Consider the following 18,893-nt stretch of genomic DNA (forward strand, 5'->3'; position numbering starts at 1 on the left):
CGGGTGGCCGGAAGCCTCAGCTTCGTCTTGCCCACCAGCCTTTTGGGGGTCTTGTGAGAGTCGCCAGGCTCGCTGCCCTGTTCACCGCCGTCCTGGTCCTTCCGGCGACGGCGTTGCCCGCTCAAGCCGACGCGCCGCCGGCGCCGGTCTTCAAGGACGGCCAAGCCCAGCCGGTGTTCGACCCGGCGGACGTCATCCGGGAGAACGTCTGGGTCACCGCGCCGGTCGACAGCGACCACGACGGCAAGGACGACCTCGTGCACGCGGAGGTCGTGCGGCCTCGCGCGACACAGCAGGGCATGAAGGTCCCGGTCGTCTACCAGGCCAGCCCGTACTACGCGGGCGGCAACGACGTCGCGAACCACAACGTCGACGTGGAGCTGTACGTGCCCGGCGCGAAGCGCGCCCCGGCGGGTCCGCGGATCGCGACGAAGACCGTCGGCCCGAACGCGGCACCGATCAGCTGGCGCTACCAGGACTACTTCACCGCTCGCGGTTTCGCCGTGGTGTACGGGGAGTCGCTCGGCAGCGGCCAGTCCACCGGCTGCCCGAGCACCGGCGACGTCAACGAGACCATCGGCGCGAAGTCCATTGTGGACTGGCTGAACGGCCGTGCGACGGCACGCGACGCGGCGGGCAAGGCCGCGATCGCGGACTGGAGCACCGGCAAGACCGGCATGACGGGCGTCTCCTACAACGGGACGCTGCCCAACGCGGTGGCCAGCACCGGCGTCGAGGGGCTGGAGACGATCGTCCCGATCGCGGCGATCTCCAGCTGGTACGACTACTACCGCAACGACGGGGCCGTCGTCGCGGCCGGCGGTTTCCAGGGCGAGGACGCGGACGTGCTCGCGGAGTACGTCTACACGCGCCAGGATCGCGCGGTCTGCCGTCCGCTGATCGACCGGATCGCCGTCGACCAGGACCGGGTGACCGGTGACTACAGCCGTTTCTGGGACGTGCGGAACTACCGCAACGACGTGAACAAGGTGCGTGCCTCGGTGCTCGTGGTGCACGGCCTCGGCGACTGGAACGTCAAGACCGACCAGGGCACCCGCTGGTACGAAATGCTCAAGGCGCACGGTGTCGAGCACAAGATCTGGCTGCACCAGGCCGGGCACGCCGACCCGTACAGCCTCCGCCGCGACGTCTGGCTCGCCACGCTGAACAAGTGGATGTCGCACTACCTCTACGGCATCGACAACGGCATCGAGCGTGAGCCGAAGGCCACCATCCAGCGCGAGGACAAGTCGTGGGTGGACGAGCCGGAGTGGCCGCTGCCCGGCACCCAGGACGTCAAGCTCTACCCGTGGCCCGGCGGTTCCTCGAAGGGCAAGCTCGACACACGCAACCCCGTTCCGGGCAAGGCCGCCGTCGAGACGCTGGCGGACGACGCGAGCAAGACGATCGAACAGCTGGCCGCCGCGGCCTCGTCGGGCAACAGGCTGCTGTACTCGACCACCGCGGCGAAGCAGCCTGTGCGGCTTTCCGGAACCGTGAAGACCGATCTGTCGCTGACCTTCGACAAGCCGGCCGCGAACGTGACCGCGGTGCTTCTCGACCGCGCTCCGGACGGGACGGCGAAGGTGATCACCCGGGGCTGGACCGACCCGCAGAACCGGCGCGACCCCGCCCGCACCGACCCGATCACTCCTGGGGAGAACTACAAGGTCGAGGTGGAACTGGTCGCGAAGGACTACCTGCTCGCGGCCGGGCACAAGATCGAGTTCCTGGTGGCCTCCAGCGACCACGACTACACGCTCCGGCCGAAGCCGGGCGCCGGTGTCTCGGTCGAGCTGAACCGCACCTCGCTGGTGCTGCCGGTGGCGGGCGGCAAGCCCGCGCTGCGTGCCGCCTTCGGCTGAGCAGAGCGGTAATTCCGGATGCCACGTCCCACCTGGGACGTGGCATCCGGCGTTCCGGGCGGAAAACGCCGACCCGACCTCGGGCTTGTACGGAAAATGTATTTCCCCCGGCTTTGCTCCGTCCTGTCCGGCTTCCCCACCTGATGGAGGTCTCCATGTCCAGGTTGCGCCGTTTCGCAGTGCTCGCCGCGGCCACCGTTCTCCCCGCGCTCGGCCTGACCCTCGCCGGCACGACGCAGGCGTCGGCCGCCCCGAACTTCCAGGTCCCCTTCAAATGCGGCGTCACGGTCACGGCGGCGACGTTCAGCGGGCACAGCCCGGCGAACTCGGTCGACTTCCAGAAGTCGGGGATCACCGGGATGCCGGTGCTGGCGTCGGCGGGCGGCACCATCACCCGGGTCGCCAACGAAGGCAGCACGAGCTACGGGCGCTGGGTCGAGATCGACCACGGTGGCGGCTGGCGTACCCGGTACGCCCACCTTTCGACCCAGTCCGTCTCGGTCGGCCAGGCCGTCAGCCTCGGCAAGCAGATCGGCACGGCCGGCGCGACCGGCGGGGTGACCGGCCCCCACCTGCACTTCGAAGAGCGGCTCAACGGAGTGGTGCAGAAGGCGGTGCTGAACGGGGTCGCGGTGCCGTACTACGGCCACACGAACTTCACCAGCAAGAACTCGTGCGGCGGCAACCCGTACGAGGCCACCGAGGTGTGCGGCAGCGGTTTCTCGGTCGTCGACTCGCAGGGGCTCGCGAACGGTTCGGGAACCACCTACCTGCTGTACAACGCTTCGACCAAGGCCAACTGCGTCACCACGCTGAAGGCTGTTTCGCTCGGCACCGCTTCGCCGGTTTCGGCGTTCCTCGAGGTGCAGGGTTCGGCTCGCGTGACCGACTCCGGCAGCTTCACCTACTACGCCGGACCGGTGACGAAGACGGCCGCCTCGACCTGCGTCAAGTGGGGCGGTTCGGTCGGTTCCAACGCCTACGAGAGCCCGTTCGAACACTGCGGCTGATCCCGCGGGGCCGGGCACTGTAGATCACGCAGGCGACAGGATCGGCGTCCCCCGATCGGTTCCGCGGCGGTTGTCCACAACGGTCCCGGTTGTCCACAGATGTGTCCCGCCCCCACCCAGCGGCCCCATTCCCGCCGCAGGGTGGGGGCATGACCACTTCCACCCCGACCGGCAGGACCAAGGTCGATCTGACGGATCCGGCGGACCTGCTCGCCGCGATCCCGTACCTCCTCGGATTCCACCCCGAGGACTCCGTCGTCGTCTTCGGCCTGCGCGGCCCAGGACGGATGAAGCAAGGCTTCGTCATGCGCGTGGATCTGCCACCGCCGGGCCTGGAACAAGACCAGGCGCGTGACCTGGCGATCAGGCTCGCCGTGACCGGCCATACCGGTGCCACCGTCGCGGTGGTCGGCGGTGGCACCGCGAACAAGGCGGGGCGGCCACCGCGCCGCCGGTTCATCCGGCGGCTGGAAGCCTCGCTGGCCGAGTACGAGATCTCGCTGACGCATTCGGTGTGGGCGCCCCGTATCGCCGCCGACGTGCGCTGGGGCTGCTACCGGGAAAGGACCTGCGGCGGGATCCTGCCGGACCCGCGGGACTCGGTGGCCGCCGCGGTCGTCACCGGTGCCGGGCAGGTCACCCACGCGAGCCGTGACGAGCTTGAGCGGCTCTTCGACCCCGTCGCGCCGGAGACACTCGCCAGACGTGCCGATCGCCTCATCAGAATGGCCGATCCGCCGTGGCGAGGGGAAGATCCCGTCCCGGCCGGAGTCGCCGAGGTGAACGCCGCCCTCACCCGCGCGGACGGCGGCGATCGGTCGATCACCGACGACCAGGCCGTCCGGCTGGCCTGGGCGCTTTCCCTGGTCGAGGTCCGCGGCGCCTGCCTGCTCACCGCCGTCCCCGCGGATTCATCGCTCGCTCGCGCGGCGGAGGACCTCTGGCTCACCCTGGCCAGGGAACTCCCGGCACCCGAAGTGGCAGAGGCGCTGGTCCTGAAGGCGCACGCCGCCTATGTCCGAGGAGACCTGGCGACCGCCGGGATGGCCTTGGCCAGGGCCGGTGAGGCCGACCCCGGACACGAGCTGGCGAAGCTGCTGAACACGGCCCTCAACGCGATGGTGCCGCCGTCCGATCTGATCGGGGTGGTCCTGCGGCAGCAAGCCGAAGGAGCACCGGAGATCAGGCTCAGGCGTTCCGGCGGGACCGGGTGAACGCCCACGCGTCGGCCACGATGCCGTCGAGGTCGGTGCGCTCGGGCTTCCAGCCGAGTTCGACACCGGCCCGCTCGCTGGAGGCCACCAGCACCGACGGGTCGCCCGCGCGGCGCGGCGCGACCGCGGCGGGGATCTCGTGACCGGTGGTCCGGCGGCATGCCTCGATCACCTCGAGCACCGAGAAACCGGTGCCGCTGCCGAGGTTGTAGATCCGGTGTTCGCCGTCGGCCGCGTGACGCAGGGCCAGCAGGTGCGCGTCGGCGAGGTCGACCACGTGGATGTAGTCGCGGATGGCGGTGCCGTCCGAGGTCGGGTAGTCGTCACCGAAGATCTGGATCCGCTCGCGGTCCCCGGTGGCGACCTGGAGCACGAGGGGGATCAGGTGGGTTTCGGTGGTGTGCCGCTCGCCGAAGGAGCCGTAGGCGCCGGCGACGTTGAAGTAGCGCAGGCTGACCGCGGCGATGCCGTGGGCGCGCGAGAACGACGTGATCGCGTGGTCGATGGCCAGCTTCGTCGCGCCGTAGGTGTTGGTCGGCTGGGTCGGCGCCGTCTCCGGGATGGGGGAGGACTCGGGTTCGCCGTAGGTGGCCGCGGTGGAGGAGAACACCAGCCGCTTCGTGCCGTGGTCGCGCATCGCTTCGAGCAGACGGAGCGAGGTCAGGACGTTGCCTTCCCAGTACTTCGCCGGATCCGTCATCGATTCGCCGACCAGCGACTTGGCGGCGAAGTGGAGGACACCGTCGAAGCCGTCGCCGAGCAGGCGCCGGGCGACTTCGGCGGCGTCACCCTCGACGAAGTTCGCGTCCGGGTGCACCGCGTCGGCGTGCCCGGTGGAGAGGTCGTCGACCACGGTGACGTCGTGCCCGGCCTCGATGAGGCGGGCCGCGCAGACGCTGCCCACATAACCGGCTCCGCCCGTCACCATCAGCTTCAGGGTCTTGGTCGGTTCGTCGGTCACGTTCGCGCCTTTCTGCTGCGGATGCGGTCGCGGCCCAGTGTCCTCGCCCCCGGGTACCGGGCGCGTCCGGGGGTGGTGCGGCGGCTAACGGTCGTCGCGGCCCGCGCCACGCGACGGCACGGCGGTGAACAGCCTGGGATGACGCAGATCCGCCGCTTCGTAGGCGGTTTTCACCGCTCGGCCGACGGCGTCCACATCGGACTCGCGGACCAGCGCGATCGCCGACCCGCCGAAGCCGCCGCCGGTCATCCGCGCGCCGAGCGCCCCGGCTTCGCGGGCCGAATCGACGGCGAGGTCGAGTTCGCGGGTGGAGATCCGGTAGTCGTCGCGCATGCTCACGTGCGAGGCGTCCAGCTGAGGGCCGATCTCGGTGATCCGGCCCGCGCGCAACAGGGCCACGGTGTCGAGGACGCGCTGGTTCTCCGTCACCACGTGACGTACCAGAGGCACGAGCTCGTCCGGCAGCTTGGCGAGCGCGGTGTCCAGCCCGTCGACGCCGATATCCCTCAGCGCCTTCACCCCGAGCAGTTCCGCCGCGCGCTCACAGCCCCTGCGGCGTTCGCCGTAGCCGCCCTCGGCGTGCGAATGCTTCGTGCGGCTGTCCATGATCAGGATCCGGACGCCGGATTCCTCCAGCGGGAACGGCACCTGCTCCATCTCGCCGGAGCGGACGTCGAGGAACAGCACGTTCGATTCCGTGCAGCACAGGGAAGCGGTCTGGTCGAGCAGGCCGGTCGGCGCCCCGACGAAGTCGTTCTCCGAACGCTGCACCCAGCGCGCCACCTCGTGCAGGGTCGGCGAACCCGTGCCGGCCCCCGGGGTGATACCCGCCAGTCCCAGAAGGGCGAGCGCGACCGCGCATTCGAGCGCGTGGGAGGAGGACAGTCCCGCCCCCGAGGGCACGTCCCCCGCGATCGTCACGTCCGCGCCGCGGTCGAGGCCCTGGTCCCGCAGCACCCACGCGACCCCGGCCGGGTACGCGGCCCACCCCTCGACCGAGCCGGGTCGCAGATCGGCGATGGTGAGCGGCCCGGATTCCTGCACCCGGCCGTCCGAGCCGAGGGTGGCCACGGTCAGCACACCGTCCTCGCGCGGCGTCGCCGCGGCGGCGAGCCGGTGAGGGAGGGCGAACGGCAGCACGAAACCGTCGTTGTAGTCCGTGTGCTCACCGATCAGGTTCACCCGGCCCGGTGCGGACCAGACGCCGGCCGGAGCCCGGCCGTGGAGGGCCTGGAAGGTCTCCGCGGCGTCGGACGCGGCGCTCACCTGGCCTGCGCCAGCACGGCGTGCAACGCCGAGACCGGAACCTGCGCGGTGCTGCTCCCGCCGGTGACCTCGATGGTCCCGCCGGGCGCCGTCTTGCCGACCTTGACCCGGCTGCCGGGCACGATGCCGACCGACTTGAGCTCCGTCATCAGCGTCTCGTCCAGCTGCACGTGCTCGGCGATGCGGCGGATCTCGACCTCGCCGCCACCCATACGGGCGAACTCGTCGAGCCGCACGAGGTCGGCTTCGGCGGGCGGGGCGGGATCACCGTCGCCGAGCTTGTCCAGCCCCGGGATCGGGTTGCCGTAGGGCGACGTGGTGGGGTGGTCGAGCAGCTTGACCAGCTTGCGCTCGACGGCCTCGCTCATCACGTGTTCCCAGCGGCAGGCCTCGTTGTGGACGTGCTCCCATTCCAGGCCGATGACATCGACCAGGAGGCGCTCGGCCAGCCGGTGCTTGCGCATGACCGCGATGGCGAGTTCGCGACCGTGCTCGGTCAGCTGCAGGTGCCTGTCGTCCGCGACCACGACCAATCCGTCGCGTTCCATCCTGGCGACGGTCTGGCTCACGGTCGGGCCGCTCTGCTGCAGCCGCTCCGCGATCCGGGCCCGCAGCGGGACGACACCTTCTTCTTCAAGCTCGTAGATGGTACGCAAGTACATCTCTGTGGTGTCGATGAGATCGTTCACGCTGTCCCCTTCGTCCGCGTTGCTCATCGTAGTCGCTGGCACCGACAGCGACGCAGGCGTGGGGAGAACAAGCGCCGAGGCGGGAAAAGTCCCCCAAGCTGGGCATGGAGACGCTGGGCACGGGAAGATGGGCCCATGCGCCCCATGATCACCACCAGCGAACTCGCCGCGCAGCTCTCCGGGCCGGAATCCGCACGCTCCGTAGTCCTCGACGTCCGCTGGCGGCTCGCCGGGCCGCCCGGCGCCGATTCCTACCGTGAGGCACATCTCCCGGGCGCGGTGTACGTCGATCTCGACACGGCGCTCGCCGGGGAGCCGGGTGAGGGCGGCCGTCACCCGCTGCCCGAACCGGAGACGCTGCAGCGGCACCTGCGGGCGGCCGGGGTCCGTGCCGGTCACCCGGTCGTGGTCTACGACGACTCCGACGGTTCGGTCGCGGCCAGGGCGTGGTGGCTGCTGCGCTGGGCGGGACACGCCGAGGTCGCCGTGCTGGACGGCGGGTTCGCCGCGTGGGCAGGGGAAGAGCGTCCGCTCACCGACGAGATCCCTTCGCCCGCGGAGGGCGACATCGTCGTGACACCCGGCGGCATGCCGGTGCTCGGCGCGGCCGAGGCCGCCACCCTCGCCAGGGACGGGCTGCTCTTCGACGCACGGGCGCGGCCGAGGTACGCGGGGGAGACCGAGCCGATCGACCCGCGCGCCGGGCATATCCCCGGGGCGGTCAACGCGCCCTTCTCCGGGCACGTCGGGGAGGACGGCCGCTGGCGTGACGCCTCGGAGCTGGCCGAGCGGTTCGAAGGGCTCGGCGTGGCCCCGGAGACACCGGTCGGTGTCTACTGTGGATCGGGCGTCACGGCTTCGTCCGTCGTGCTCGCGCTCGAGGTCGCCGGTCACCCGGAGCCCGCGGCGCTGTACGCGGGCTCGTGGTCGCACTGGTCCCGCGATCCGGAGCGTCCGGTGGCCACGGGGGATCTGCCCGGCTGACCCGCGGGCGGTCCGGATCGGCGCGCGAGCCGCGTCCGGGCACTAGAGTTCGGGCCATGCGAGCACCGGCCGTCGTATGGGACTCCTCGCTGCTGGGTTACGACCTCGGCGGCGAGCATCCGTTCAATCCGGTGCGGCTCGAATTGACCATCCGGCTCGCCACCGAACTCGGCGTGCTCGACGGGGTCGAACTGCTGATCCCCGGTCCGGCGGGCGAGGACGAGTTGCGCCGCGTGCACCTCGGCGAGTACATCGAGGCCGTCCGGCAGGCGCCGATGACCGGTGCCGACTTCGCGCACGGGCTCGGCACCGAGGACAACCCGGTGTTCACCGGGATGCACGAGGCTTCCGCGCTGGTCGTCGGCTCGACACTGCTGGCCGCGCGGAAGATCGCCGAGGGCGAGGCGACCCGGGCGGTGAACATCGCCGGCGGGCTGCACCACGCGATGCCGGGCAAGGCGTCGGGGTTCTGCGTCTACAACGACTGCTCGGTGGCGATCTCGTGGTTGCTGGACCACGGCTTCGAGCGGGTCGCGTACGTCGACACCGACGTCCACCACGGCGATGGGGTGCAGACGGCGTTCTACGACGACCCGCGGGTGCTGACCGTTTCGCTGCACCAGCACCCGTTCACGTTGTGGCCGGGCACGGGGTACTCGGCGGAGATCGGCAAGGGCGGGGCCGAGGGCACCTCGGTCAATCTGCCGCTGCCGCCCGGCACCCGTGACGGCGGCTGGCTGCGGGCGTTCGAGGCGGTGGTGCCGTCGTTGCTGGAGCAGTTCCGGCCGCAGATCCTCGTCACCCAATGCGGCGTCGACTCGCACGAGGAAGACCCGCTCGCGGACCTCTCGCTCTCGGTGGACGGCCATCGCGCCATCTACCGCCGGCTGCGCGAACTGGCCGAGACGCACACCGGCGGCCGCTGGCTGGCCGTCGGCGGCGGTGGCTACCAGCTGATCCGGGTGGTGCCGCGGTCCTGGACGCATCTGCTCGCCACGGTGCTCGACCGCGACGTCGACCCGGCGACGTCGCTGCCGCCGAACTGGGTCGCGTCGATCTCCAGGGCGGCGCCGAAGGCCGAGATCCCGGCCGGCATGTCCGACGACCGCGACACCGCCTTCGTCCCGTGGGGAGACGGAGCGGACGAGCCGGTCGACATCGCCATCCGCGACACCCGCCGCGCGATCTTCCCCCTGCACGGCCTCGATCCGGACGATCCGAGGGACTGAACATGGGCCGGTTCTCTCAGAGCGCGCTTTCGGTTTTCCGCAGCCGGGCCGTGGCAGCGGCTGTCCACTCACCCGGCCTGGTCGGCCCGCCTGCGGAAAACCGAGGCCTCCGGCCGAAGAGAAACGCGCGCGCGTGTCCGAACCCAACCCATCACCTTCAGTCCGGGAGACACGCTCATGGTCACTGAGGACACCAAGCGCGACCCCTACGACTACCCACGCGAGTGGGAGGCCGACGTCCTGCTCTCCGACGGCGGCACGGTGCACCTGCGCCCGGTGATCCCGAGCGACGCCGACGGGCTGGTCGCCTTCCACGGCCGGTTGTCCGAACGCACCCGGTACTTCCGGTACTTCGGCGCCTATCCGCGGATCCCGCAGCGGGACCTCGAACGGTTCTCCGTCGTCGACCATCACGACAGGGTCGCGTTCGTCGCGCTGCTGGGCGACGACATCGTCGCGGTCGGCCGGTACGAACGGCTCGAACACGGGCCGTCGGCCGAGGTCGCGTTCGTCGTCGACGACGCCCACCAGGGCCGCGGGCTCGGATCGATCCTGCTGGAGCACCTGGCCGCGGCCGCCTCGGAATCCGGGCTGCGCCGCTTCGTCGCCGAGGTGCTCGCCGAGAACGCGGCGATGGTCCGCGTGTTCCGCGACGCGGGCTACCAGGTCAGCCGTGAGATCGAAGAAGGCGTGCTGCACCTGGAGTTCGACATCGACCCGACCGAGGAGTCGCTCGCGGTCGCCCGCTCCCGGGAGCAGGCCGCCGAGGCCCGCAGCGTGCACAACCTGCTCCATCCGAAGTCGGTCGCGGTGATCGGCGCGTCCACCGATCCGACGAAGATCGGCTACGTCGCCCTCACCAACCTGCTCAGCGCCGATTTCGCCGGCACGGTCTACCCGGTCAACCCGGAGCACAAGTCCGTCCGCGGCGTCCGTGCCTATCCGTCCGTCGTGGACATTCCGGAGGACGTCGATCTCGCGTTGGTCGCCGTTCCCGCCGAGGCCGTCGAGTCCGTTTTGGACGGTGCGCTGGCCAAGGGGGTCAAGACCCTCCTGATCGTCTCCGGCGGGTTCGCCGAGGCCGGGCCGCACGGGCTGCACGCCGAGCTGAGGCTGGTCGGGGAGGCCAGGGCGCACGGTATGCGCGTCGTCGGCCCGAACGCGCTGGGCGTGCTCAACACCGACGCCTCGGTCCGGCTCAACGCCACCCTCGCGCCCCGCCTGCCCGCGCGCGGCCGTACCGGGTTCTTCTGCCAGTCCGGCGCGCTGGGCACCGCGATCCTGGCCGACGCCGAAGCACGCGGCCTCGGGCTTTCCACGTTCGTTTCGGCGGGGAACCGGGCCGATGTCTCCGGCAACGACCTGCTCCAGTACTGGGAGACCGATCCGGCGACCGACCTCGTCCTGCTGTACCTGGAATCGTTCGGCAACCCGCGCAAGTTCGCGCGTCTCGCACGACGGCTGGCGCGGACGAAGCCGGTGGTGGCGGTGAAATCCGGCAGGCACGCCGTCCGCCCGCAGCTCGCCGCGACCTCGGCGGAGGTCGACGAATCCAGTGTCCAGGCCCTGTTCGAGCAGGCGGGCGTCGTCCGCGTCGACACGCTCGCGCAGCTCTTCGACACCGCGCTGGTCTTCGCTCATCAGCCGCTGCCCGCCGGTCCGCGGATCGCCATCGTGGGCAACTCCAGCGCCATCGGGTTGCTCGCCGCCGACACGGCGCGGGCGCACGGCCTCCGGCTGACCGCCGACCCGGTCGACGTCGGGCCGCAGGCGAGCCCGGAGGAATTCGCCGCCGCCGTGCGTGAGGCACTCAACTCCCCGGAGACCGACGCGCTCGTCGTGGTCTTCGTGCCGCCGCTCGCGATCCCGGGGACCGCGTACGCCCGCGCGTTGCGGGAGGCCGTCGTCGAGATGGACAAGAACAAGCCGATCGTGTCGACCTTCCTCGCCGTCGAGGGCGTGCCGGACGAATTGGCCGTGCTGTCGGAGGACGGCGTGCCGACGCGGGGTTCGGTCCCGTCGTACCCGAGCCCGGAACGCGCGGTGAACGCGCTGGCGCGAGTCGTGCGCTACGCCGCCTGGCGGCAGCGGCCGCAGGGCAACCTGGTGCGTCCCGCCGGCCTGCACGCCGAGCAGGCGCAGGTGATCGTCGGCGAACTGCTGGCGGCCGAGGGCGGCAAGACGACGCTGCTCTCCGACGACGACGTGGTCCGGCTCCTGGGCTGCTACGGCATCGACGTCGTCCCGTTCCGGGTCGTGACGTCCGCGGACGAAGCGGTGAAAGCGGCCGAGGACCTGGGTTTCCCGGTGACCCTCAAGGCCGTCGACGAACGGCTGCGCGGCAGGCCGGACCTCGCCGGGGTGCGGCTCGACCTGTCCTCTGTGGACGGTGTGCGCCGGGGGTACCTGGATCTGCGCGAGATCTCCGGCGACGACGAGGTCTACGTCCAGCGGATGGCGCCCAAGGGGCTGTCCTGCGTGATCGGGCTGCAGGACGACCCGTCGTTCGGCACGCTCGTGTCCTTCGGGCTCTCCGGTCTGGTCAGCACGCTGCTGGGGGATCGGGCCTACCGCGCCGTCCCGCTGACCGACGTCGACGCCGCCACCCTGCTGCGCGAACCGCGGACGTCGCCGCTGCTCACCGGCTACCGCGGCGACGAACCGGCGGATCTGGCCGCGCTCCAGGACATCGTGCTGCGCGTCGCGGCGCTCGCCGAGGACAACCCCGAGGTCCGGTCGATGACGCTCGACCCGATCCTGGCCTCGCCGGACGGCGCTTTCGTGGCCAACGCCCGGATCGTGCTGGGCCCGCCGCCGTCCCGCCCCGACACCGGGCCGCGACGGCTGCGGCCGATCAACGCCCCTACCTGAGCTCCGCCGAGTCCCACTCTTGGGGTGAGCGGGCCGCGAGGTCCTCGTCGTGATCGGTGAACGTCGCGATATCGCCCCGGATGGTGTTGTGGAACGAGACGATCAGCCCGTCGTGGACGAGTTTCGTCTGCACCGCCTGTTTCTTCCCGGCGAGGGGACCGGTGGGGATGGTCAGCACGGTCTCGGTGTGCACGAGGTCGAACCCGCCGCCGAGCGGGCGGCTCGACACCTGGCGGATCCGCAGCGTGCTTCCCCGGTAGATGGTGTCGAAGATGTTCTGGCTCTCGCGCGCGATCGTCGCGCGGCCGCGCTGGATCCGGCCGACGACGTCGACGAAGTCCGCGTCCTCGGCGAAGTTCGCCGCCCACGCCTCACCGTCGCCCGCGTTCCAGGCGCGTTCCAGCGCGGTGATGATCTCCTCGATGGTCATCGCTATCCTCCCCTTCGTAACAACGATCCATTAGTTAGAACAACGTTCCAACTTTCAAGGAGCATACATGCCAGGGGACCTTCCCGGCATCGTCCGGTTGCGTGACCGCCGTGAGGCGCTGACGCTGCGCACGATCCTGACGGCGGCCCGCGGCCTGTTCGCCGAGCGCGGCTACGCGCGGACGCCGATCCGCGTCATCGCCCAGGAAGCGGGGGTGTCCCCGCAGACCATCTACGCCCACTTCGGCTCGAAGGCCGGTGTCCTCGGCGGGCTCGTCGACCTCCTCGACGACGAGGCCGGAATTCCCGACCTCGTCGCCGAGGCGCAACGGACCGGGGATCCGGTCGCGCTGCTCGGCCTGCTGGCCACGGTCGCCCGCCAGGTCCGGGAACGCTGCGGGGACATCGTCACGATGCTGAGCTCCGGTGCCGCCGTCGATCCGGACATCGCCGCGACCCAGGCGGAAGGCGCGCGGCGCAACCGGCTCGGCGTCGAGATGGTCATGGACCGCGTCCGGAAGAGCGGCCGCGCCCTGGCGCCCCGGGCCACGGACATCGCCGTCGCCCTGATGAGTGCCGACGTCCACACCAGCCTCGTCGCCGAGGCCGGGTGGAGTCACGACGACTACGAAGCCTGGCTCAAGGAAACGTTGGTCGCGTCGCTGCTTCGGTGACGTAGGTGCTCGTCGAAGAACGCCGAGAGCCGAGCGCGCTGGACGGCGACGCTTCGCGCCGGATCGATGGTGCCGACGAACGCGGCGGGCGCGTTGCCCAGCTGTGGCAGCAGGGTCTGGTAGTCGGTGAAGCTGAAGTGCTCACCGTCCGGCAGCCGCGTTTCCCCGGTCCAGCCGCGCTGATTTCGCTGGAACTCCTGCCAGGACGCGTCCGACGCCGCGCTGTGGTCGCCGGCGCTCATCAGCAGGAACGGCCGGTCCAGCCCTTCGTCGGCGACACGGCCGAAGATCCGCTGGGACTGCGAATGGGCCATGCTGCCGTCCAGGTTCGCCCCGGCGACGATGCGCCGGTCGCTCACCATCGTTTCGCCCGCGGTGAACCCGCCGGCGGAGTGGCCGAACATGCCGGCCTGGGTCAGGCCGAGTGAGTCGAGGACGAAACGCGTGTCCTGCACGCGGGTCTCGATCACACGCTGCGACACCTCGATGCTCGACGGCGGCAAGGCCTTCTTCTCGACGCGGCCGCCGGGGAACTCCACCGCTTCCGCTTCGTGGGTGTGGTCGATGGCCACCACGATGTAGCCCTCGCTCGCGAGCTGTTCCTGGTGCGTGGTGCCGTGCGAACGCGACAACGTGCCCCCTGGCGAATACAGCACGACAGGTCGCTTGCCGCCGATCGCGGGCGCGCCGATCCGGGAGTGGGTGGGGAAGCGGTAGTCGAGCCGGTCCGACGGCATACCCAGTTTGACGGCGTCGCCTTCGGCCACCACCTTCGCGACACCCGGTGCCATGTACGGCGCCTTCGGCTTTCCGCTCGGCAGTGCCGGGTACCGGACGGTGACCATCAGTTCCCGTGCGGTGCCGGGAATCCATGGATCCTGGCGGGAGCGGTCGATCAGGTGGAGATCGGTGCTGCCGACCGCGAACGGGCCGGTCGGAGCGGGAAGGCTCAGGCGGACGGGGGCCGCCGACGCGGACGGTGCGAGGAGGACGGCGGGGAGGGTGAGCGCGGTGGCGAGTACACCGATCCGGCGCGTTGTTCGGTTCATGGCAACGAATGTAGGAAGCGAGGTGGGGCGGGGACATCGGGAAGATCACCGGTCCCGACCCGGGGATCGGACCCGTGCGGGTCATCGCCGCCCCGGCTTCGCAGCTCGAGTGCCGCTTGTGGCAATTGCCGGTTCCGGAAGCTTCGTTCGCTGTAGCCGCGGCGAGCCCCTTGTTACGTTCGGTGATGGCGCGTGCACGCCCGACCGAACGAAATCCGACGAGAGGTTGAGTGCCATGAAGGAATACGAGACCCCCATGCTGATCGAGGCCGGCGAGTTCGAAGAGGTCACCGGCCTGCTCGCCGCCCACGGCAACGACCGGCTGATCTTCAGCAAGAACTGAACGCGCTGACCGTCTGCGTCGATGCGTCGAATCGTTGACACGCTGGGTCACGGCGAGGAGTACTTCGCGGTCTTTCCCGACCACGAAGCCACCTTCGCCGTGGCCCCGCGGTTGCACGCACCTGGGTCCCGGACGCTCGCCCACGCGTCGGGACGGCCCTGGCTGACCGGCCGGTGGCCGGATGACGGGATCGTCGTGGGCTCGGCGGGGCGGACCAGGCTGGCGGTGATCGGCTGGTGCCCGGTCACCGAGAAGGAACTGACCCACGCGGCCGCGCGGCTGCGCGACCCCGGCGGGCTCGACGCGCTGGCGGCGAAACTGCCCGGCAGCTTCCATCTGGTTGCCTCGGTGGACGGGCACTGCCGGGTGCAGGGCACCGCGTCCGGGCTGCGGCTGGTCCATCACACCAGGATCGGCGGCGTGGTGGTCGCGGCCGACCGCGCGGACGTCCTCGCCCACGCGGCGGGCGCGGACATCGATGAGCGGATGCTCGCGGTCCGGCTGCTGTTCCCGGTCCCGCATCCGTTGCTGCACAAGCCGATGTGGCGCGGGGTGCACGGGGTGGAGCCGGGTAGCGCGCTGATGCTCGCGCCGGACGGCGTCGCCGCCCGCACGGTGCGGTGGTGGGATCCGCCGCGCCCGGAACGCTCGCTCGTGGAAGGCGCGCCGCTGGTGCGGGAAGCGCTCACCGCCGCGGTGGACGCGCGCACGGCCGCCGGTGGCGTGGTCGCCTGCGATCTTTCCGGTGGCCTGGATTCGACCTCGGTGACCTTCCTCGCCGCACGTGGCGACGCGAAGATCGTGGCGAGCACCTGGCCGGGACTCGACCCGGCCGACGACGACCTCGCCTGGGCGACGCGTGCGGCGGCGCGGCTGCCCGACGTCGAACATGTGGTGTGGGATGTCGCCACGTCTCCGCTGGTCTATGCGGGCCTGCTCGAAATCGACGATCCGCTCGACGAGCCGACCATCGGGATGATGGACCGGGCCAGACTGCTCAGCGATCTGGCGCCGCTGACGGCCAAGGGGAGCAGGGTCCGGCTGACCGGCATCGGCGGTGACCACGTCGCTTGGTGCTCCGAAGCGCACTATCACACGATTCTGCGGCGGCGCCCGTTGTTCGCACTGGGAGCGCTACGGGGTTTCCGCGCGTTGTTCACCTGGCCGCTAGGCGGCATGGTCCGCGCGCTCGCCGATTCCCGTTCCTACCGCCGGTGGCTCTCGGACGCCGCGGCCGACGTCCGCGCGGCGAAGACCGCACCGGTGACCGCGGCGCTGGGCTGGAGCACTCCGCCCCGGTTGTTCGACTGGGCGACGCCGGAGGCGGCAGAGCTGGCGACCGCGGCGATCCGTGACGCGGCGCGCACCGCGGAGCCGCTCGGCGAGACCAGGGGTGAGCACGCGGACCTCGAGCAGATCCTGTCCTGCACGCGGATCATCCGGCAATGGGAGCAGATGAGCGTGCGGGCCGGGCTGCCGATCCAGTCGCCCTTCCTCGACGACCGGGTGATCGAGGCCTGTCTGTCGATCAGGCCGGACGACCGGGTGACGCCGTGGGCGTACAAACCGGTGCTCACCGAAGCCATGCGCGGCGTGGTACCCGGGGAATGCCTGGCCCGCACCAGCAAGGCGCAGGCGGCGATGGACGCCGCGGCGGGGCTGCGGGCCAGCCGGGGCGACCTGCGCGAGCTGTGGGCGGACTCGCGGCTGGCCGAACTCGGCCTCGTCGACCGGAATCGCTTGGGCGCCTTGGCATCGCGGCCCGAAACGCCGGGGCTTCGCGACGGAATCCTGTATCCGACCATCGGCTGTGAGATCTGGCTGCGCACGGTCTCGAAGCCGTTGCTCTCTCTGGAGGAGAAATGAGCCTTGCCTTCCGTCCCAATGTGTCCATTGTGGACACAGACTATGGGTCAGTGCTGCTCGACGAGCGCAAGGGCCGGTATTTCCAGCTCAACCCGAGTGGCCGGATCGTCGTGCGGACGCTGCTCGAAGGCGGTGACAGCGAAGAGGCGGCCGGCGCGCTGATCGAGGAGTACGACGTCTCGCGTGAGCGCGCCGAGCGGGACGTGACGGCGCTGGTGGAGGGTTTGCGCGCGGCGGGCCTGGTGACGCCGTGACCACCCCGAGCGCGCTCAGCCGGTCGCGGTCACTGCCGTTCGCGCGGCGGCTCGCCGCGCGGTTCGCGGTCGTCGCGGCCAGGCTGGTCGCGCTGCTGCCGCCCCATCGGATCCGGCTGCTCTTCGGCGTGCTCCGCCGCGGCGCCCGGCCCGCCACCCACGAGCAGGCGGCGGCCGCGAGGGAGGCGGTGCTCGCGGTCAGCCTGACCTGCCTCGGCCCGAAAGGCTGCCTGCCGAGGTCGCTGGCGGTCACGCTGCTGTGCAGGCTGCGCGGGACCTGGCCGACGTGGTGTGCCGGTGTCCGGTCACGACCCCCGTTCGGCGCGCACGCCTGGGTCGAGGTGGACGGGCAGCCCGTCGGCGAAGGGGTTTCCGCCGGGTATTTCGCGAGGCTCGTCGCGGTCGGGCCGCCGGATCGGGCCCGATGAGCGATCGGGCGGGCGTTCGGGATCTGCTGCGGCTGACCGCGGGCCATCGCGGGGTGCTGACGCTGGCCATCGTGCTCACCGTGGCGGCGTCCGGACTGGGGATGCTGCAGCCGTTGCTGGTCCGGCACGGGATCGACTCGGTGGGCACGCGGCCGCTTTCCTGGTGGTTCATCGCGGGCATAGCCGGGCTCTTCCTCGTCCAGGCCGCCGTGGACGGGCTCGGCCTGTACATGCTGGAGCGGTCGGGTGAACGCGTGGTGCTCGGCGTGCGCCGACGGCTGATCGCGCGCCTGCTGCGGCTGCGGATGCCCGCGTACGAGGACCATCGGCTCGGCGACCTGATCTCCCGGCTCAGCGTCGACACCACCGTGCTGCGCGACGTGGTGTCGACCGCGTCGGTCCAGCTCGTCGCGGGCGGGCTGACCGGACTGGGCACGGCGGTGCTGATGCTGCTGCTCGACCCGGTGCTGTTCGGCCTGGTGGCGGCGACCGTGTCGGTCGCCGCCGTCGTGGTGGTCGCGTTGCTCGGCAGGCTTCGCGAGGCGGGCGAGCGGACGCAACGCGGCGTCGGCGAGATGACCGCCGACCTCGAACGCGCGCTGGGCGCGATCCGGATGGTGCGCGCGAACCGGGCTGAGCCGCGCGAGGAGCGGCGGATCGGTGAGCGGGCGGAGTCGGCCTTCGCCGCGGGGGTGCAGGCGGCCAAGCTGACCTCGGTGATGACCCCGGCCGTCGAGCTGGCCATCCGCGGCTCGCTGCTGCTGGTGCTGCTCGTCGGCGGGGCGCGGGTGGCGGCGAACGCGACCTCGCTGGGCGAGCTGGTGGCGTTCCTGTTGTACGCCACCTATCTGGTGGTGCCGCTCATCTCCCTGCTCCAGGGAATCGGCCTCGTCCAGCGCGGCATGGGCGCGTTGCAGCGGGTGCACGAGGCCTCCCGTTTGCCCATCGAAAGCGACACGGCGGCCCGCTCGCCGATAGTCCCCGGGCGGTCCGCGCCGGTGCTGGAATTTCGCGACGTCCGATTCTCCTACGGGAAAAGGACGGTGCTGGACGGTGTTTCGTTCCGGATCGAACCGCGTACGAGCGTGGCGCTGGTCGGAAAGTCGGGGGCCGGAAAGTCGACAGTTTTCTCACTGGCCGAGCGTTTTTATCAGCCCTTTTCCGGAACGGTGCTGCTGAATGGCGTCGACCTGAACGGAATGTCACTTTCCAACTGCCGTTCCCGGCTGGCTTTGGTCGACCAGAACGTGCCCATCCTGCATGGCACGCTGCGGGAAAACCTCGTGTACGCGGCACCGGACGCCGACGCGGAGGAACTCGCGCGGGTGCTGGAAATGGTCAACCTCGCCGGGCTCGTCGCCGGCCTGCCCGACGGGCTCGATACCCAGGTCGGTGAACGCGGGAACATGCTCTCCGGTGGCGAGCGGCAGCGGGTCGCCATCGCCCGTGCCCTGCTCACCCGGCCTGACCTGCTGCTTCTCGACGAGCCGAGTGCGCATCTCGACCAGATCAACGAGTTCGCGCTGACCATGGCGCTGGAACGGGCCGGACGTGAATGCGCGCTGCTGATCATCGCGCACCGGCTGGCCACCGTCCGCCGGGCCGACCGGATACTGGTGCTCGACGAGGGCAGGGTCGACGGCGACGGCACGCACGACGAGCTCACCTTGTCCTGCCCGCTGTACCGGCGGCTCATCGAGAATCAGTTTTCTACCCGGAGTAGCCCCGCCGGAGCGGCTTCCGCCGGATAATCCCCGATGG

At 70.8% G+C, this 18,893-nt stretch carries 17 protein-coding genes; 12 read left to right on the plus strand and 5 right to left on the minus strand.

Annotation, left to right across the window (positions count from 1 at the left end):
* The first annotated feature begins 53 nt into the window (after window positions 1-53).
* From ACIBTM_RS33240 to ACIBTM_RS33250, 3 genes are all read left to right on the plus strand, one after another.
* On the plus strand, window positions 54-1,865 hold the full coding sequence (locus ACIBTM_RS33240; protein WP_395881102.1) for a Xaa-Pro dipeptidyl-peptidase: 1,812 nt from the start codon (window positions 54-56) through the stop codon (window positions 1,863-1,865).
* A gap of 155 nt (window positions 1,866-2,020) precedes the next feature.
* Window positions 2,021-2,875, plus strand: a complete 855-nt coding sequence (locus ACIBTM_RS33245; RefSeq protein WP_395881103.1) for a M23 family metallopeptidase — start codon at window positions 2,021-2,023, stop codon at window positions 2,873-2,875.
* Window positions 2,876-3,024: 149 nt separating this feature from the next.
* The gene (locus ACIBTM_RS33250) at window positions 3,025-4,089 is read left to right on the plus strand and encodes a DUF4192 domain-containing protein (protein WP_395881104.1); all 1,065 of its coding nucleotides are present in this window, start codon (window positions 3,025-3,027) and stop codon (window positions 4,087-4,089) included.
* On the opposite strand, the gene galE is transcribed toward ACIBTM_RS33250, so the two are convergent.
* The 3 genes from galE to ACIBTM_RS33265 all read right to left on the minus strand — a co-directional run bounded on the left by galE (window position 4,064) and on the right by ACIBTM_RS33265 (window position 7,032).
* Window positions 4,064-5,017 (minus strand): UDP-glucose 4-epimerase GalE, encoded by a 954-nt coding sequence (gene galE, locus ACIBTM_RS33255; RefSeq protein ID WP_395881301.1) that lies wholly within the window; start codon window positions 5,015-5,017, stop codon window positions 4,064-4,066. The two genes, ACIBTM_RS33250 and galE, sit on opposite strands and share 26 nt — an antisense overlap.
* A 117-nt stretch (window positions 5,018-5,134) precedes the next feature.
* On the minus strand, window positions 5,135-6,316 hold the full coding sequence (gene galK / locus ACIBTM_RS33260; RefSeq protein ID WP_395881105.1) for a galactokinase: 1,182 nt from the start codon (window positions 6,314-6,316) through the stop codon (window positions 5,135-5,137).
* Window positions 6,313-7,032 carry a metal-dependent transcriptional regulator gene (locus ACIBTM_RS33265; protein WP_016332755.1) on the minus strand — a complete coding sequence of 240 codons (720 nt, stop codon included), beginning with the start codon at window positions 7,030-7,032 and terminating at the stop codon, window positions 6,313-6,315. The genes galK and ACIBTM_RS33265 overlap by 4 nt, the downstream gene beginning before the upstream one ends.
* A 108-nt stretch (window positions 7,033-7,140) precedes the next feature.
* Here ACIBTM_RS33265 and ACIBTM_RS33270 point away from each other — a divergent pair, with 108 nt between their 5' ends.
* The 3 genes from ACIBTM_RS33270 to ACIBTM_RS33280 all read left to right on the plus strand — a co-directional run bounded on the left by ACIBTM_RS33270 (window position 7,141) and on the right by ACIBTM_RS33280 (window position 12,089).
* Complete coding sequence (locus ACIBTM_RS33270) at window positions 7,141-7,989, plus strand: sulfurtransferase (RefSeq protein WP_395881106.1); 849 nt, start codon at window positions 7,141-7,143, stop codon at window positions 7,987-7,989.
* Window positions 7,990-8,045: 56 nt separating this feature from the next.
* Complete coding sequence (locus ACIBTM_RS33275) at window positions 8,046-9,218, plus strand: acetoin utilization protein AcuC (RefSeq protein ID WP_395881107.1); 1,173 nt, start codon at window positions 8,046-8,048, stop codon at window positions 9,216-9,218.
* A 177-nt stretch (window positions 9,219-9,395) separates the two neighbouring features.
* Complete coding sequence (locus tag ACIBTM_RS33280) at window positions 9,396-12,089, plus strand: GNAT family N-acetyltransferase (RefSeq protein WP_395881108.1); 2,694 nt, start codon at window positions 9,396-9,398, stop codon at window positions 12,087-12,089.
* Here ACIBTM_RS33280 and ACIBTM_RS33285 read toward each other — a convergent pair.
* A complete protein-coding gene (locus ACIBTM_RS33285; RefSeq protein ID WP_395881109.1) occupies window positions 12,082-12,519 on the minus strand; it encodes an SgcJ/EcaC family oxidoreductase in 438 nt (145 codons plus the stop codon). The genes ACIBTM_RS33280 and ACIBTM_RS33285 overlap by 8 nt on opposite strands.
* A gap of 67 nt (window positions 12,520-12,586) precedes the next feature.
* Here ACIBTM_RS33285 and ACIBTM_RS33290 point away from each other — a divergent pair, with 67 nt between their 5' ends.
* Window positions 12,587-13,192 (plus strand): TetR/AcrR family transcriptional regulator, encoded by a 606-nt coding sequence (locus ACIBTM_RS33290; protein WP_395881110.1) that lies wholly within the window; start codon window positions 12,587-12,589, stop codon window positions 13,190-13,192.
* On the opposite strand, the gene ACIBTM_RS33295 is transcribed toward ACIBTM_RS33290, so the two are convergent.
* Window positions 13,144-14,241 carry an alpha/beta hydrolase family protein gene (locus tag ACIBTM_RS33295; RefSeq protein WP_395881111.1) on the minus strand — a complete coding sequence of 366 codons (1,098 nt, stop codon included), beginning with the start codon at window positions 14,239-14,241 and terminating at the stop codon, window positions 13,144-13,146. The genes ACIBTM_RS33290 and ACIBTM_RS33295 overlap by 49 nt on opposite strands.
* A gap of 235 nt (window positions 14,242-14,476) precedes the next feature.
* Between ACIBTM_RS33295 and ACIBTM_RS33300 the strand changes: the two genes are divergently transcribed.
* Genes ACIBTM_RS33300 through ACIBTM_RS33320 form a run of 5 tightly spaced genes read left to right on the plus strand, consistent with a single transcriptional unit; the run spans window position 14,477 to window position 18,883 of the window.
* Window positions 14,477-14,584: a keywimysin-related RiPP gene (locus ACIBTM_RS33300; RefSeq protein ID WP_395881112.1), complete on the plus strand. Its 108-nt coding sequence runs from the start codon at window positions 14,477-14,479 to the stop codon at window positions 14,582-14,584.
* Between the two features lie 21 nt (window positions 14,585-14,605).
* Window positions 14,606-16,450 carry a lasso peptide isopeptide bond-forming cyclase gene (locus ACIBTM_RS33305; protein WP_395881113.1) on the plus strand — a complete coding sequence of 615 codons (1,845 nt, stop codon included), beginning with the start codon at window positions 14,606-14,608 and terminating at the stop codon, window positions 16,448-16,450.
* Complete coding sequence (locus ACIBTM_RS33310; RefSeq protein WP_395881114.1) at window positions 16,447-16,704, plus strand: lasso peptide biosynthesis PqqD family chaperone; 258 nt, start codon at window positions 16,447-16,449, stop codon at window positions 16,702-16,704. The genes ACIBTM_RS33305 and ACIBTM_RS33310 overlap by 4 nt, the downstream gene beginning before the upstream one ends.
* A complete protein-coding gene (locus ACIBTM_RS33315; RefSeq protein ID WP_395881115.1) occupies window positions 16,701-17,132 on the plus strand; it encodes a lasso peptide biosynthesis B2 protein in 432 nt (143 codons plus the stop codon). Before ACIBTM_RS33310 ends, ACIBTM_RS33315 begins: the two co-directional genes overlap by 4 nt.
* Window positions 17,129-18,883: an ABC transporter ATP-binding protein gene (locus ACIBTM_RS33320; protein ID WP_395881116.1), complete on the plus strand. Its 1,755-nt coding sequence runs from the start codon at window positions 17,129-17,131 to the stop codon at window positions 18,881-18,883. The genes ACIBTM_RS33315 and ACIBTM_RS33320 overlap by 4 nt, the downstream gene beginning before the upstream one ends.
* The last annotated feature ends 10 nt before the right edge of the window (window positions 18,884-18,893 follow it).

Origin of the sequence: Amycolatopsis sp. NPDC049868, assembly GCF_044461365.1 — a bacterium.
Taxonomy (GTDB): domain Bacteria; phylum Actinomycetota; class Actinomycetes; order Mycobacteriales; family Pseudonocardiaceae; genus Amycolatopsis.